Source organism: Gottfriedia endophytica, assembly GCF_017814275.1.
In the GTDB taxonomy this organism is placed as follows: Bacteria; Bacillota; Bacilli; order Bacillales; family Bacillaceae_G; genus Gottfriedia; species Gottfriedia endophytica.
The window spans coordinates 38,317-52,891 of sequence record NZ_JAGIYQ010000019.1; the positions used below are offsets into that span (position 1 = coordinate 38,317).

Consider the following 14,575-nt stretch of genomic DNA (forward strand, 5'->3'; position numbering starts at 1 on the left):
TTTGTTACTATTTAACAAGGAAGTTGATTTCCGCTTCAGGACGCTCGCTTTCCGTGGGGCGGGCGGTGAGCCCACAGGAGTCTCGCACCTTCCGCTCCAATCAACTTCTTTATCAAAAGTTAAAAATAATCAGTTAAACAACATTGTTGATACTCACGAGAATCCACTCCAAAAACAATATTGAAAAATATCATTGCCTTTCAAAAAAGAATTTATGAAAAAACATATTGTTTATTCAGAATTTATTTTGTATATTATTAATATATTTAGTTAATTGACTAAATAACTAAATATATTCTTCTCAATAGGGAACAATATGATCCATCTTAACAGCAGCTGAACATATTTAAATAAGTTAGTCAGATGATCTTTAAAAAGGGGAGAAACAAGATGAGTAATTCTTTAGCATTAATCGTTTTACCATTATTAATATTACAGCTCATTTTAGTCATTGTATCCATTATTGATTTAGTGAAAAGAGATGCGTCAACGATTAAAGGAGAAAATAAAATATTATGGGTTTTAATCATTGTATTTATTAATACGATTGGACCTATTTTATATTTAACAATCGGAAAAAAGAAGTAATGACACATTTAAAGGAGGTACTGGTCTAATGATTTCTTGTAAAAATTTAGTCAAAGAATTTAAATCTGTTCAAGCTTTAAAAAACGTAAACTTTAATATTGAAGGAAATGGTTGTTTTGGTTTTTTAGGTGGCAATGGTGCAGGTAAAACCACTACAATCAGGATTCTTACGGGATTAGCAATACCCACACGTGGTGAAGTAAAAGTATTAGGATATGACATTGTAAAAGACAAGGAAAAAATTCTTAAATCCATTAGCTATCTTCCTCAGCACCCTTCTTTTTATGACTATATGACTGGGGAAAAATGGATGCATTTTATTGGAGAACTTTATGGCTTTGACAAGCGTTTGATTAAAGAAAGAACAGAAGAACTATTAAAAAAATGTGGCATTTGGGATGCTCGAAATCGTCAAATTGGCGGTTATAGCGGTGGTATGAAGCAAAGACTTGGTTTAGCACAATCATTAATTAACAAGCCTAAATTGTTATTTCTTGATGAACCTGTATCAGCATTAGATCCAATCGGACGCCATGAAGTACTTACCTTGCTATTAGAGCTAAAAAAAGAAATGGTTATTTTTATGTCGAGCCATATACTTGAGGATGTAGAAAAAATTGCAGATGAAATCATAATTATTGATAAAGGAGAAATTATTCTTTCTTCAACAATAGAAGATTTGAAAGCAAGTTATACCCACCCAATCATTAGTTTTGAATTATTAGCACCAGTAGAAAACTTATCAAGTGTATTAAAGAATGAAAATTGGATCGTAAGCATTCAAGAAGTTTCAAATCACTATAAAATAAATGTAAAAGATATCGACATTGCCAAAATTCATTTACCAAAGGTCTTGCATAACGCTGGTGCGATCATTACGAACTATCAAATAGAGTCTTCATCATTAGAGGATATCTTTTTAAGGTTGGTGAATTAATATGTCTAATTATTTTTCTATGTTAAAAAAAGAAATCTATGAATTTATCAAAATGCATAAAATTTTAATTGTACCTATTTCCTTTATATTTCTAATGATTAGCCATCCAATTGGGATGAAACTTCTACCTAAAATAATAAAAAATGGGTTGCCGAAAGATACTGTTATTCATATCCCAATTCCTTCTGCTGCAGAAGTTTTATCAACCGTTTTTGGAAAATTTGAAAGTCTAGGTATCATCATCCTTATTCTGGTCTCAATGGGGACTATTGCTGGTGAAAGAGAAAAAGGTGTCGCTGCAATGGTTTTAACGAAACCAATCAATCGGATTACTTATTTTATTTCAAAATGGACTGCATACTCCCTTCTAACGATCTTGAGTTTTATCATTGGAATGATCGCAACAACTTTTTATACAGCGAATCTGTTTGATAAAAATCAGATTGATCTATCAAATGTTACATTAGCCATAGCACTATACATTCCTATTATTTTATTAGTTATTTCGATCTCGTTATTTTTTTCATCATTTATTAAAAGTTCTATTTTATCAGGCTTTTTATCATTTGTTGCTTATTTAATCATAATGAATACTCCACAATTTCTATTTACGAAGCATGATTCAATCTTTCCAAGTGATTTGGTCACAAATGCGAACGATCTGATCATCGGAAAATCGATTATCTTTATTACTCCACTTATTGTAGTCATCCTACTGAATTTACTTTTTGTCATATTGGGTGGTTATCTACTCAATAAACAAGAGATTTAATTTTAGGTGCATTGATTAATAAAAACCAGGACTCCTTATTAAAATCAGAAATCCTGGTTTTTAACTTACTTTAAAAATGGTGAGTCTTAAAAAAGAGAAATCCACTAATTAAGTATTGGGATTATCAAAATGTTCTTGGTGTTCTTCATGTTGTTCATCTTGCTTCTCTAATTTTACAGGCTTTTCTTCCTGAATTAGATTCTCTTGTTTGTCTAGTTTGTCTGGCATGTCCAACTTTTCTAGTCTATCTAACTTACCAGATATACTTTTCAATATAAGGTTCCTTTCATTTTGAACTTTTAAAAATTTTAAAAGAAACCAAATGAAAAATATAACCGGAGCTATATAACATAAAAAAGTTATAATCGGAAAAATAGCAAAAATAAAATTACCGTTCATTTATTTGCCTCCATTCATTTTGGATTGTTTATTAATCCCTTTGTAATATCAAGAATACTGACGATCAACAAATGCTCTTATGATGCACCCATTTTTATTTTTAGAAAAATATAGATTTTAATACATGAAAAAAATTATTTAATTACTCGTTTACAAACCGATGGTCGGTTGCAAACAATCTTTATCATGGCAATGATGCGCTCTTCTTCCATCCTCTCACCTCGTTTTACCTATCTACACTATACTTCGTTTAAAATAACCAATTTCTCACCAAAATATTTAAATTTTTCGAAATTTACGTCTGCAAAAATAAAAAAAGAACAAGATAGCCTTAACGCCTCTTGCTCTTCCATTTATATTAATTTCCTTTTATTTAGCATGATTCTTTAAAAACACCATGAATTCTTCTTTCCAATGATCTTTTTCACTTTTATAATAGCTTAATTGAAAACGGTCTAGAGAATACAGTTTCTGTTGAATAGCTAACTTATCCGACTTTTCAATTGCCGTGATTAATCCTTTTAAATCATCTGTTTTTGTTTTGTAAATAACTTGATCATCAATATAATAAACTACCTTCATTCTGTATTTCCTCTCCTCTCTTTGGAGTACTTATTTCTACAAAAACTAGCATTAACCTTCTTTATTACATCTAAAAGTTTATTACCCCTAGTTATTTGTCGATATTATTTAGTAGAAAACGATTATTTACATGCTGTCACGTTAATGATAGTCTTTTTTTAAAAAGTCTTATCTTTCTTGCCAAAATCAGTATAAGAAAAAATTAGTATATATTGACATAAAAAATTTAAGTGAAAAGAGTGATAGATGAATTGAAGGAAAAAGTAGGCGTTATCGATATTGGGTCTAATACCATTAGACTTGTGATTTATGAATATTCTTTTACAGGAAGACAGTTGAAGGAAGTTGAAAATTTTAAGGTAAGTGCAAGACTTCGAACCTTTTTGGATGAGCATCATGCCTTAAACAAAAAAGGAATCAGCTTATTACTAGATACACTTAAAAATTTCAGGATAATGATTCAACAATATAACGTGACAGATGTCTTCTGTGTAGCTACTGCAACGATTCGGCAGGCAAGTAATCAGGAAGACATCATACAGATTATTAAGGAAAAGACTGGTTTTACTACTACTTTATTAAGTGAGTACGAAGAATCCTATTATGGTTTTTTGGCCGTTATTCAGTCTATGGATATACAGGAAGGAATCACAATCGATATGGGAGGAGCAAGTACGGAAATTACGTATTTCCGCAATCGCAAACTAGTTCATTATCAAAGCCTCCCATTCGGTTCCCTATCGCTAAAACTTCAGTTTGTGAAAGGTGATATTCCTACCCACCTTGAAATCATGGAAATCGGGCAGTATATTCAGTCACAACTTGAAAACCTTCCTTGGTTAGTTAATAAACAAGTTCCAATTATTGCAATTGGAGGAAGTGCACGAAATGTTGTTCAGCTTCACCAAAGTTCTACCAACTATCCAATTGTAGGGATCCATCAATATGAGATGGCAGTATCCGAACTTCAAGAGGTTACGAACAAACTGACACTTTTATCATTTGATCAATTACAAAAGGTAGAAGGACTCTCGAAGGAACGTGCAGATACTATATTACCAGCTCTAGAGGCGTTTAAGGTGATCAGTGATATATCAAAGGCAACAAGCTTTGTGTTAAGTAGAAAGGGCCTAAGAGAAGGATTACTTTATAAAAAGAAGAATTTGGTTAATGGACAATTTACTCTTTTAGAGGATAGTATCCAAGAACTACTCCAAATGCTTCATATCGATTCGGAAAATGCAAAGCAAATTACTAAAATAGCTAACATGTTCTATGAACAAATAAAAAATACAGAAGGAATCGGTTCAGATTTTACTAAAGATGATCTCATATTCTTACAATATGGAGCCCCTCTTTTTCATCTTGGACAAAATGTAAATGAAGAATCAATTAGTCATCATACTTTTCATTTATTGGCTAATCAAACCATTCTCGGCTTATCTCATAAAGAACGTGTAAAATTAGCTCTTATTGCCTCCTATAGAGGAAAAGGAACATTACGTAAGTATATAGAACCCTTTAAAAACTGGTATACAAAAGACGAACAAAAGAAAATAGCCTTACTGGGAACTATATTAAAAGTATCTCAAAGCCTAAATACAACCAAACGCAATATTGTTAACAGCATAAAGATTACTGCTCATGATACGAATTGGGTAGTAGCGATACAATGTCAAGGTATCTACAAGCCAGAAGAATTTCAGATGGAAAAACAAAAAAAACATCTAGAAAAACTCTTGAAAGTCGCTATTATTCTTAATTTCACAGAACCTTACTAATACCTAAGACTACGATTTATAAGGTACGTGTTTCAGATAACTGGAATACGTACTTTTTTATTGTAGGATTGATATCTTATACTTCTTTTCACCTTAACAAAACTAAATTTTCAAACAATGCATAAACAAAATTTACAATAAATTTACAAAGGAATATATTTCCTTTTAACGCATTCATGTTATCGTAATATTGATTGAATTAATAATTATAAACTAATCGTCAAAGAGCATGGGAGATGTAACGTTTATGCAAACACCAACCACTGATAAACTAGCAATCAATTTAGATAACACATCCTTTTACAATAATAGAGAGTTAAGTTGGCTTTCTTTTAATCAAAGAGTACTAGAGGAAGCAATCGATAAACGTAATCCCCTATTAGAGCGGTATAAATTTTTAGCTATTTTCAGCTCTAACTTAGATGAATTTTTTATGGTACGGGTTGCTGGTTTACAGGATCAAGTCAAAGCTGGTTATAAAAAACATGAAAACAAAGCGGGTTTAACACCAAAAGAACAACTCACTAAAATCTCTCACATTACATGTGATCTTGTTAAAAAGCAAGATTATACTTACTTACATGAATTAACCCCTTTATTAGCCAAAGAGCGGGTAAAAATTATGCCCGTTTCAGAAATACATACGAATGATTTGTCTTTTTTAGAGACATATTTTGATGAACAGCTATTCCCTGTTCTTACCCCCATGGCTATTGATGCTTACCGTCCTTTTCCTATGTTGCTAAATAAATCATTAAATCTAGCAGTCGTGATAAAGGAAAAAGAAGGCAAAAAAGTAAGCGCATTCCCTTTCGATGGAAAATTAGCAATCGTACAAGTTCCCGCTGTGATCAATCGCTGTATTGAGCTACCTAGAGAAGACGGAACAAGAGCTTTTGTTCTTTTAGAACAAGTCATTGCATATTTTATTCATAAATTATTTAAAGGACATCATATAAAATCTGTCACTCCTTTTCGAATCACTCGAAATGCAGATTTAACCATTCATGAAGATGAAGCCGAAGACCTATTGCAGGAAATAGAAGAGGAACTTAAAAAACGCAAGTGGGGAGCAAGTGTCAGATTAGAAGTACAACATGATTGTAATGATGAGCAGTTAATTGAGTACCTAATAGATGAGCTAGAAATCCATAAGAAAGATGTTTATTTTGTTGAGTCACCTCTCGATTTAACGTTTCTTTTTTCATTTTGTAAAGGTATTCAATCGACACATGAACATTTAGCGCAGCCACCATTCATTCCAAAGCCTCCTCTCGATTTAGATAGAGGAGAAGATATTTTTACCACTGCCTTGAAGCAAGATATTTTACTTCATCATCCATACGAATCATTTGAACCGGTAATAAATTTTATTTCCAGTGCTGCTGATGATCCAGATGTTCTAGCAATTAAGCAAACTCTTTACAGGGTTAGTGGTGATTCACCTATCATTAAAAGCCTACAAAGAGCAGCTGAAAAAGGAAAACAAGTAACTGTCCTTGTCGAATTAAAAGCTCGCTTTGATGAAGAAAATAATGTTCAGTGGGCTAAAGAATTAGAACTAGCAGGTTGTCACGTCATATACGGTATAACACACTTAAAAACTCACAGTAAAATTACTCTGGTTGTACGCAGAAAACATGACCAAATTGAACGTTTTGTCCATCTTGGAACAGGAAACTACAATGATGCAACAGCTAAAATCTATACAGACATGGGATTGATTACGTCGAATCAAAAAATAGGAATCGACGCGACCAACTTTTTTAATTATCTAAGTGGACATACTGAAATGCCCGAGTATTACCATTTATCAGTATCACCGTTTGGAATAAGAGATAAATTATTAGAGTTGATTAATCAAGAAATTGCTTATCATAAACAATATGGAAATGGATATATCATTGCCAAAATGAACTCTTTATCAGACAAACAAATTATTTTAAAATTATATGAAGCCTCTAATGCAGGTGTGAAGATTGACTTAATTGTGAGAGGTATTTGTTGTTTACGTCCAGGCATAAAAGACGTCAGCGAAAATATTACCGTACGAAGCATTGTAGGTATGTTTTTAGAACACTCGAGAATCTATTATTTTCATCATAATGGAGAAGAGAAACTATATTTATCATCTGCTGACTTGATGACCCGAAACATGGTGAACCGCATTGAGATCCTATTCCCTATCCTCAATGCACAATTAATGCAACGTATTCAAAAATGGTTAAACGTAATGCTGAAAGATAATGTCAAAGCACGTATACAAGACTCTTCTGGCCAATATCAGTATGTAGATCGAGCTGAAGGGGAAATCGAAGTAAATAGTCAGGTCATGTTATCCGAAATGTTTAACCCTTCCATCAATACAACAGAAAAGAATGTACTCCATCTGTTTGATTTAAAAAATAAATTAGCTAAGTTAGGAAATTTCTCATTATCTAACTTATGGAAAAACATGAATCCTTGATGTTTCACTGAATCTTATTAATTTACTTTTTAGAGTGGCTTTGAAAGTCACTCTTTTCTCTTTGCTCTTTTTTATTTCTTATTAATCCACTCACTTATCAAAACAAAAAAAAAAAACGGATTTTGAAAAAAGTTTCTTCAAAAAACGCTCTTTCTATACAAGTATTAACGACCTATCGCTGCTTTTTCTAAGTTTAGAACTCGATAAACTTCTTCAAGCTTTTGAATTTCATAGGTTGGAAGAATGCCAGTATTATTTGGAATCATTTCAGGATTGAACCAACACGTGTCAATTCCCGCCATCTGTCCACCTTTAATATCCGCACTTAATGAATCCCCAATAATTAATGTATTTTCTACAGATAAATTAGGAATTCGTTCAAAAACATAATCAAAGTATTCCTTCATTGGCTTTTGATAACCAGTGTCTTCAGAAACAAAAATATCTTTAAATAATGGATATAAGCCTGAATCATGTAGGCGTTTATATTGAGTCTCAGAATCACCATTTGTAACAATATATAAGTCATATTGATTTTGTATATCTTTAATTAATTCAAGTGCCCCATTAATTAGCTGATGTCCCTCTTTTAAGTAGCTATGATAGGTTTTTTCTAATGAGATGCCATCAACCTCTAGACCATATTCTTTAAATAAAATTGAAAAGCGAGTATTCATTACTTCATCACGATCAATTTTCCCTTCCTCAAAAGCTGTCCAAAGACCTTGATTGATTGTTTTGTAACGAGTTTTGACTTCGGGTGTTAATGGAAAATTTTGACCCTCAAATAATCTGTGTAATGCTACCTTTTCTGACGCAGTAAAATCTAATAGTGTATTATCTATATCAAATAGTAAAGTTTTGTAGTTTTTCAACGTGATCTCTCCATATTCTACTTTTGTCTTTCTATAACATTATAATCATCAAATTCTTCTACGTCATCTTAGACACTTGATTCTGGCGTAAGCCGCCTATTTTAAATAGTAAAATACCACTAACTATAACTAGTACACCTATTAACTGTTTAGGAGTAAAAGGAACCTTCTCCAAACCTAACCAGCCCATGGAGTCCCATAATAAAGCAAACCCAAGCTGTGATGTGAAAACAATCGAGATGGCATACGTTGGACCAAGTAGCCTTATCCCGTTCACAATACAGGTTACCACTCCAACCCCAATTATACCGCTGAACCAGTACCATGGCTTCATATTTTGCAAGATAAATAGATGTTTCCCTTCAAAAAGTAGACCAAACATTAGTGAAGCTACAAATCCCATACCTAACACTAACGTCGTTGTTGCCCAAGATCCCGCTCGTTCATTCACTTTACTATTGAATATATTTTGCAAACCAACCAGCGATCCTGCGATAAATGCAAATAATAATCCTAGAATCATAATCTATACTCTCCCATCTGCTGATTTTTTTCTGATGGTGCGTTTTTTTATATCCTCAAGAATCCGCTACCTTTCAGCGGAATCAGTTATTCGTAAATATTATGACCTGCTATAGCTCTTAATCCTTCTCTATCCTTTACAAGAACGAACCCTTTCTGGCGCTTAATTAACCCTTCTTTACAGAACTGTAGAATTACCCGATTTAGATGCCTATAGCTAGTTCCAATTAAATTCGCTACATCCGTTAGACTGACTGTGTTTACCTGCCCTTTAAATTTAGTATCCGATTCATCAAAAGAAACAGATAACAGATAACTTGCCAAGCGTACTTCTACTGGATACATTAAGTTGAAGCTCATTGCGTAGGATTTAATTGTGAACTTTTGTGTAATGACATCTAGTAAGAAATGCAACAAAGGTAAATAATCTTTCCCGTACTTGTTCAACCATTTATAATGAACACCAATCAATAAAACCGGTGATACTGCTTCAACAGTATTAATCAAATCAATCCCTTGTACATATTCAATATCTCCAATTATCTCAAGCGGTGTCTTAAAAGAGACAATCAGTGTTTTTCCTTCCGCTGAAGTTATATACACTTTTAATTTCCCTTTCACAAGTACATACAAATAGTGCGAAGGTTCTCCTTGGGAACAGATGAGTTCTCCTTGATCAAAGCTATAGAGTGACAAATGTGGTAGTAATTGTTCATTAAATATGGATTCTATTTGATAATCATGTAAAAAACAATCCAATTGTTTACGATCTTTTAGCTCTTTCATTACCAGCTCCAGCCTTTCACCTATAACATTCTATATGAATGATCAATATCTTAAAATAATCACACCAACTATCATCATTCCGATACCGATGAACTGCGGGAGTTTCATCTGCTGTTTTTCCACACCAAACCATCCGTTACTATCAATTAAAAAGGTCAGAATCAGCTGGGCGATGAGTAAAGTTGATATAGTCAGTGTAACACCAATAGCCTGAATAGCAGTAACATTACTAAAAATAACGACAGCTCCAAATGCTCCTCCTAATAAATATAAAGGCTTCACTTGTTTAAACCTTTTCCATTTTCCATCTCGAACGAAGATCAAGATACATAAAGCCGTAATAAATCCGGTGAACTGTGTAATCGTCGCTGTTTGCCAAGTACCAATATCATGGCTAATTCTAGCATTAGCAACTCCTTGCAAAGTAATTAGTGCCCCACCTAAAAACGTAAATAATAGTCCTCTCATATCTCTCTCCCCAATCTTGATCTCTCTTTCATTAAAAGATAGTTCCAAGTCATTTGGGTAGGACATATGTCCTCAGCTTATCGAATTTTTTTAAAAATAAATAATCACCTCTAAGACAAAACTATCTTGAAAGGTGATTTTTACCAAACTTTAATTTAATATAAGTTTGGTAACATAAAATCTATTTATATAATTAATTTGTAGTACGATACATTCAAAAAATTTTTAGCAAAAAACAACAAAACATAAAGAGGCTCACATTATGATCCGATTCAATTATTTTACATATGCTCTAATGAATACAATTACATTTCTACCTTATTTTCTTTTTATCATTATCGGAAATTCTTACCATACAATCTTGAATGGTTGGTTTCCTCTTATTATCTTTTATACCTTTAAGTATACGGGCCCTTTTCTCATCAATTCGTTTCAAACAAAAATAAAGGCTCGAGAATTATTGTTAACTTTTATAGCAATAGCAACGGTTGGAGCTTTTTGCGGAGTTTTAGCGCCACTTTCACCTATGTGGATTGAACTGGCTGCCGTTCTCATGGGGACTGCAACGGGCATCTTACTTCCTCTCTATACTACTATTCAGTTTCATGAAAAGTCTTTTTATGGGAGGAAAATGAAAGGAGCACACTTTTTATTCGCATTATTAACTGCGCTTATTATCGTTCCATTAGTTTTGTTTACAGCTCATTCTCATTATTCAAATTTGGCTTTTTTAATTTGTGGAATCGCACTTTCAATTTGTTTTATTTCGTTGAGACAGATGCCACAATACGAAATAGCTGTAAATCCAATTTATAATTTTAGGGTAAAATCCTTTATTATTTTTATAATATTTACGGCTCTTATTTTCATCATTAAAGCTACTCGAAAAACTGATTTACAAATTTTTATAGTACTTCTCTTAATCGGATCTCTTACAGTATTAGCAATACTAACCTTAATGATGAAAAAATTCAAAGTTCGGTTTCATTTACCAAAATACATTCACTTTTTTGCATTTATTCAAGGGATGACAGCTAACTTTTTCTTACTTTACGGAACATTTTATGCTCTATCCCAAAAAAGCAATCATTTCGTGACCTATGGTATTTATCTACCATATGGACTTGGAATTATCTTCTCTTTATTTTTAGGAGGAAAAATTGTTAAGAAGTTCAATCGTATTCATCCTTTATCCGTAATAAGTGTTGGATCTTTCTGTGGCCTATTATTAACTTTAATTCCATGGACAATACCAATCGGTGGTTTTTTCATCGGCTTTTTCAGCTCTTTACAAACTAGAACGTTGAATCGTTTAGCTTACGCTGCTTCAGAATCCTATAAAGATTCAAGCCTATTATTGCGCAATCGCTGGTCGAAATTAGGTAGGATGATCAATCAAACTATTTTAGCTCTACTCATCTTGTTAAGCAGTTACTTAAGTCATATTCCATTCAATCAAGTTTTTTTAATCGTTACAGGAAAGAGTAGCCAGTATAAAGATCTGATGTTTACTAATCTACTCATTACTGGGTTTATTATTGTTGTTAGTATTGGAATTTTGTTTTCATATGGGAATTGGAGAATGAAAGATAAAACTGGATATTAATCCCCTTCATCGTTAAAAGAAAAAGAGCCACAAACAACAACATAAATTTGGTTGTTACTTGTGGTTCTTCTTTTATTTAGCTTTAATAAAATTGTATTTATTTACTATATAAAATCCCCAAGTATTCTAATGCCCACACTTATTCCCTGACATATTATGGTAAGCTATTATCAATACGACGGCTTTACATTGATATCTGAAAATATTTCAACCGCTGAACTAGTACCAACCCTAGATGCGCCTGCATTAACCATTGCTTCTATATCATTCAGATCACGGACACCTCCTGAGGCCTTAACTCCAATGGTTGCCCCCACCGTTTCTCTCATTAAAGCAACATCTTTAAGGGTTGCTCCATTTAATGAAAAACCTGTTGAAGTCTTAACATAGAATGCTCCCGCTTTTACTGACAATTTACAAGCCATTTTTATTTCTTCGTTCGTTAATAAACATGCTTCTATAATAACTTTGACTAAAGCTTTTCCTTTTGCAGCATCCACAACAGCTCGGATATCTTTTTCAACAAGCTCATAGTTTTGATCCTTTAAGGCACCTATATTAATCACTGTATCTACTTCTGTTGCCCCATTTTCAATCGCATTTTTTGTTTCAAATGCTTTTGTATCAGGAGTATTGGCACCTAATGGAAATCCTATTACTGTACATACATTGACATCAGATTTGCTTAAGAGTTCCGCAGATAATTTTACCCATGTAGGATTTACGCATACTGAAGCGAATCCGTATTCCATTGCCTCATTACATAACTTAATTATCCCTGCTTTATCAGTTTTGGGTGTAAGCAATGTATGGTCAATTAGTTTTGTATAGTCCAACTCTTTCGCCACCTTTTAGAATATGATTTTGTTCTTTTATTACATGAATTGTTTTTAGTTCAGCATCTTCTGCACCTTGAACTGGAAGACCAGCTTCAATATTTATTCTCGTATACATTACATTTTCTTCAGTAATCTTTTCACCAGGTATAAAGATAGGGATTCCTGGTGGATATACCATAACAAACTCAGCGATTATTCTACCAACAGACTGTTCAAATGGAATCACTTCCGTTTCAGCGTAAAAAGCATCACGTGGAGTAAGCTCTAGTGATGGAATTTCAGGTAATAATACGGAACTATCTATCCTTTTATCTGCAAAAATTTTATTCTCATTAGAAAGTTCTGTTAAAGCTTGTACAAGTGTTCCTAAATCCTCTTGTGAGTCACCAGCTGTCACAATACAAAGTATGTTATATAGGTCCGATAACTCGATTTCGATATTAAATCTATTTCGAAGCCATTTTTCGGCTTTATATCCCGTAATACCTAGCCCTTTTACTGATATTAGAAGCTTTGTTGGATCCATTGCCACCGCAGCACTTGATTCCAAAATTTCACTCCCCATACAATAAAGATGTAGAATTTTGTTAATTTGCTCTCGTGTTTTTTCCGCTTTTCGAATGGTATCCTCAAGTAATGTTTGACCTTTAGTAGCTAACGATTTTCTAGCAACATCTAATGAAGCAAGCAATAAATAAGAGGTGGATGTTGTTGTCAGCATACTTAAAATCGATTGTACCCGCTTAGGAGAAACAAGATCTCCGCGCAAGTTTAATATAGAACTTTGAGTAAGGGAGCCCCCTAATTTATGCACACTTGTTGCAGCCATGTCAGCTCCTGCCTCCATAGCAGAAAGTGGCAGTTCTTTATGAAAATGAATATGAGCGCCATGTGCCTCGTCTACAAGTACAGGAATATCTCGAGAATGGGCGATGTTCACTATTCTTTTCAAGTCACCAGAAATACCGTAATAAGTTGGATTGATCACGAGAACTGCTCTCGTATCTGGATGTAGTGTTAATGCTTTTTCAATAGAATCTGGCGTTATACCATGAGAAATACCAAACTTTGAATCTACCTCTGGATGAATGAAAATAGGAACAGCACCTGAAAAAACGATCGCACTCATAATCGATTTATGAACATTTCGAGGCACTAAAATTTTATCTCCAGGTCCGCAAACCGACATAATCATAGCCATAATTGCACCGCTCGTCCCCTGTACAGAGAAAAAAGTATAATCCGCACCAAATGCTTTAGCAGCTAATTCTTGAGCCTGTTGAATAATCCCTTTTGGTAGATGCAAATCATCTAAGGGACCGATATTTATTAAATCAATCGAAAGAGCATTTTCACCAATAAACTCTTTAAATTCCGGATCCATCCCTTTCCCTTTTTTGTGTCCGGGGATATGAAATTGTATTGGATTATTTTCTGCATGTTTTTTTAAAGCTGTAAATAATGGAGTGTTGAATTGAGAATACAATTTATCACACACCCTTTCTCATCTCACAAGATGAAGTTAATCATTGTGAAATAGACGATTAAACCTATTCATGTGAAGGATAATTGTGAATCATTTCACACGAAAAGATACTCATTATTTAACGTTATGAATCACTGGATCAATTCCACAACTTCATTATAAGGATTTTAAAAAATTTAAGACCATCCATTTATGTACTTTTTTCACCATCCATTAACTTTGTTGCTATTTAAGAATTCGTTAGTTGATTACAACTCCAGGATACTCGCTTTCCATGGGGCGTGAGCTGAGCCTCCTCAGCAAGCCTGCGGGGTCTCAGCCTTCCCGCTATTCCCATAGGAGTCTCGCACCTTCCGCCCGAATCAACTTCTTATCCTTTAACTTTTAAAAACAACAATCTTTATAACCAATAAACAAAAAAAGAACCATGATAGATAATCATGATCCTATTTTAGAAGTACGATTTT

Annotated in this window: 14 protein-coding genes; 6 read left to right on the forward strand and 8 right to left on the reverse strand. The window is 33.3% G+C overall.

The annotated features are described in order from the left end of the window. The first annotated feature begins 390 nt into the window (after positions 1-390). From J5Y03_RS18505 to J5Y03_RS18515, 3 genes are read left to right on the forward strand one after another with little or no spacing between them, the layout of a single operon-like run. Positions 391-588, forward strand: coding sequence for a PLD nuclease N-terminal domain-containing protein (locus tag J5Y03_RS18505; RefSeq protein ID WP_209407475.1), 198 nt, complete (start codon positions 391-393; stop codon positions 586-588). A 28-nt stretch (positions 589-616) separates the two neighbouring features. Next, the gene (locus J5Y03_RS18510; protein ID WP_209407476.1) at positions 617-1,525 is read left to right on the forward strand and encodes an ABC transporter ATP-binding protein; all 909 of its coding nucleotides are present in this window, start codon (positions 617-619) and stop codon (positions 1,523-1,525) included. Between the two features lies 1 nt (position 1,526). Then, on the forward strand, positions 1,527-2,297 hold the full coding sequence (locus tag J5Y03_RS18515) for an ABC transporter permease (RefSeq protein ID WP_209407477.1): 771 nt from the start codon (positions 1,527-1,529) through the stop codon (positions 2,295-2,297). A 108-nt stretch (positions 2,298-2,405) separates the two neighbouring features. Here J5Y03_RS18515 and J5Y03_RS18520 read toward each other — a convergent pair whose 3' ends face one another. Continuing rightward, entirely contained in the window at positions 2,406-2,696 is a 291-nt protein-coding gene (locus J5Y03_RS18520) for a hypothetical protein (protein ID WP_209407509.1), read from the reverse strand. Between the two features lie 369 nt (positions 2,697-3,065). After that, positions 3,066-3,278 carry a hypothetical protein gene (locus J5Y03_RS18525; RefSeq protein WP_209407478.1) on the reverse strand — a complete coding sequence of 71 codons (213 nt, stop codon included), beginning with the start codon at positions 3,276-3,278 and terminating at the stop codon, positions 3,066-3,068. Between the two features lie 251 nt (positions 3,279-3,529). Between J5Y03_RS18525 and J5Y03_RS18530 the strand changes: the two genes are divergently transcribed. Both J5Y03_RS18530 and J5Y03_RS18535 read left to right on the forward strand, forming a co-directional pair. Next, positions 3,530-5,059: a Ppx/GppA family phosphatase gene (locus J5Y03_RS18530; RefSeq protein WP_209407479.1), complete on the forward strand. Its 1,530-nt coding sequence runs from the start codon at positions 3,530-3,532 to the stop codon at positions 5,057-5,059. A 247-nt stretch (positions 5,060-5,306) separates the two neighbouring features. Further along, positions 5,307-7,526, forward strand: a complete 2,220-nt coding sequence (locus J5Y03_RS18535) for an RNA degradosome polyphosphate kinase (protein ID WP_209407480.1) — start codon at positions 5,307-5,309, stop codon at positions 7,524-7,526. A gap of 164 nt (positions 7,527-7,690) precedes the next feature. Here J5Y03_RS18535 and J5Y03_RS18540 read toward each other — a convergent pair whose 3' ends face one another. The 4 genes from J5Y03_RS18540 to J5Y03_RS18555 form a co-directional block, all read right to left on the reverse strand. Further along, positions 7,691-8,401, reverse strand: a complete 711-nt coding sequence (locus tag J5Y03_RS18540) for a YjjG family noncanonical pyrimidine nucleotidase (protein ID WP_209407481.1) — start codon at positions 8,399-8,401, stop codon at positions 7,691-7,693. A gap of 58 nt (positions 8,402-8,459) precedes the next feature. After that, a complete protein-coding gene (locus tag J5Y03_RS18545) occupies positions 8,460-8,924 on the reverse strand; it encodes a DMT family transporter (RefSeq protein ID WP_209407482.1) in 465 nt (154 codons plus the stop codon). Between the two features lie 86 nt (positions 8,925-9,010). Then, on the reverse strand, positions 9,011-9,709 hold the full coding sequence (locus J5Y03_RS18550) for a Crp/Fnr family transcriptional regulator (protein ID WP_209407483.1): 699 nt from the start codon (positions 9,707-9,709) through the stop codon (positions 9,011-9,013). A 42-nt stretch (positions 9,710-9,751) separates the two neighbouring features. Next, positions 9,752-10,177 carry a DMT family transporter gene (locus J5Y03_RS18555; protein ID WP_209407484.1) on the reverse strand — a complete coding sequence of 142 codons (426 nt, stop codon included), beginning with the start codon at positions 10,175-10,177 and terminating at the stop codon, positions 9,752-9,754. A 262-nt stretch (positions 10,178-10,439) separates the two neighbouring features. Here J5Y03_RS18555 and J5Y03_RS18560 point away from each other — a divergent pair, with 262 nt between their 5' ends. Then, complete coding sequence (locus J5Y03_RS18560; RefSeq protein WP_209407485.1) at positions 10,440-11,783, forward strand: hypothetical protein; 1,344 nt, start codon at positions 10,440-10,442, stop codon at positions 11,781-11,783. Positions 11,784-11,953: 170 nt separating this feature from the next. Here the strand turns inward: J5Y03_RS18560 and deoC are convergent, their stop codons facing one another. Further along, positions 11,954-12,619, reverse strand: a complete 666-nt coding sequence (gene deoC / locus J5Y03_RS18565) for a deoxyribose-phosphate aldolase (RefSeq protein WP_209407486.1) — start codon at positions 12,617-12,619, stop codon at positions 11,954-11,956. Beyond that, the gene (locus J5Y03_RS18570; protein WP_209407487.1) at positions 12,597-14,108 is read right to left on the reverse strand and encodes an aminotransferase class I/II-fold pyridoxal phosphate-dependent enzyme; all 1,512 of its coding nucleotides are present in this window, start codon (positions 14,106-14,108) and stop codon (positions 12,597-12,599) included. Before J5Y03_RS18570 ends, deoC begins: the two co-directional genes overlap by 23 nt. Between the last annotated feature and the right edge of the window lie 467 nt (positions 14,109-14,575).

Excerpts from the sequence above, each read along its gene's own strand:
- J5Y03_RS18510 (WP_209407476.1), top strand. The coding sequence starts at position 617 with ATGATTTCTTGTAAAAATTTAGTCAAAGAATTTAAATCTGTTCAAGCT.
- J5Y03_RS18535 (WP_209407480.1), top strand. The coding sequence starts at position 5,307 with ATGCAAACACCAACCACTGATAAACTAGCAATCAATTTAGATAACACA.
- J5Y03_RS18555 (WP_209407484.1), bottom strand. The coding sequence starts at position 10,177 with ATGAGAGGACTATTATTTACGTTTTTAGGTGGGGCACTAATTACTTTG.
- J5Y03_RS18550 (WP_209407483.1), bottom strand. The coding sequence starts at position 9,709 with ATGAAAGAGCTAAAAGATCGTAAACAATTGGATTGTTTTTTACATGAT.
- J5Y03_RS18560 (WP_209407485.1), top strand. The coding sequence starts at position 10,440 with ATGATCCGATTCAATTATTTTACATATGCTCTAATGAATACAATTACA.
- J5Y03_RS18520 (WP_209407509.1), bottom strand. The coding sequence starts at position 2,696 with ATGAACGGTAATTTTATTTTTGCTATTTTTCCGATTATAACTTTTTTA.
- J5Y03_RS18505 (WP_209407475.1), top strand. The coding sequence starts at position 391 with ATGAGTAATTCTTTAGCATTAATCGTTTTACCATTATTAATATTACAG.
- J5Y03_RS18545 (WP_209407482.1), bottom strand. The coding sequence starts at position 8,924 with ATGATTCTAGGATTATTATTTGCATTTATCGCAGGATCGCTGGTTGGT.
- J5Y03_RS18515 (WP_209407477.1), top strand. The coding sequence starts at position 1,527 with ATGTCTAATTATTTTTCTATGTTAAAAAAAGAAATCTATGAATTTATC.
- J5Y03_RS18525 (WP_209407478.1), bottom strand. The coding sequence starts at position 3,278 with ATGAAGGTAGTTTATTATATTGATGATCAAGTTATTTACAAAACAAAA.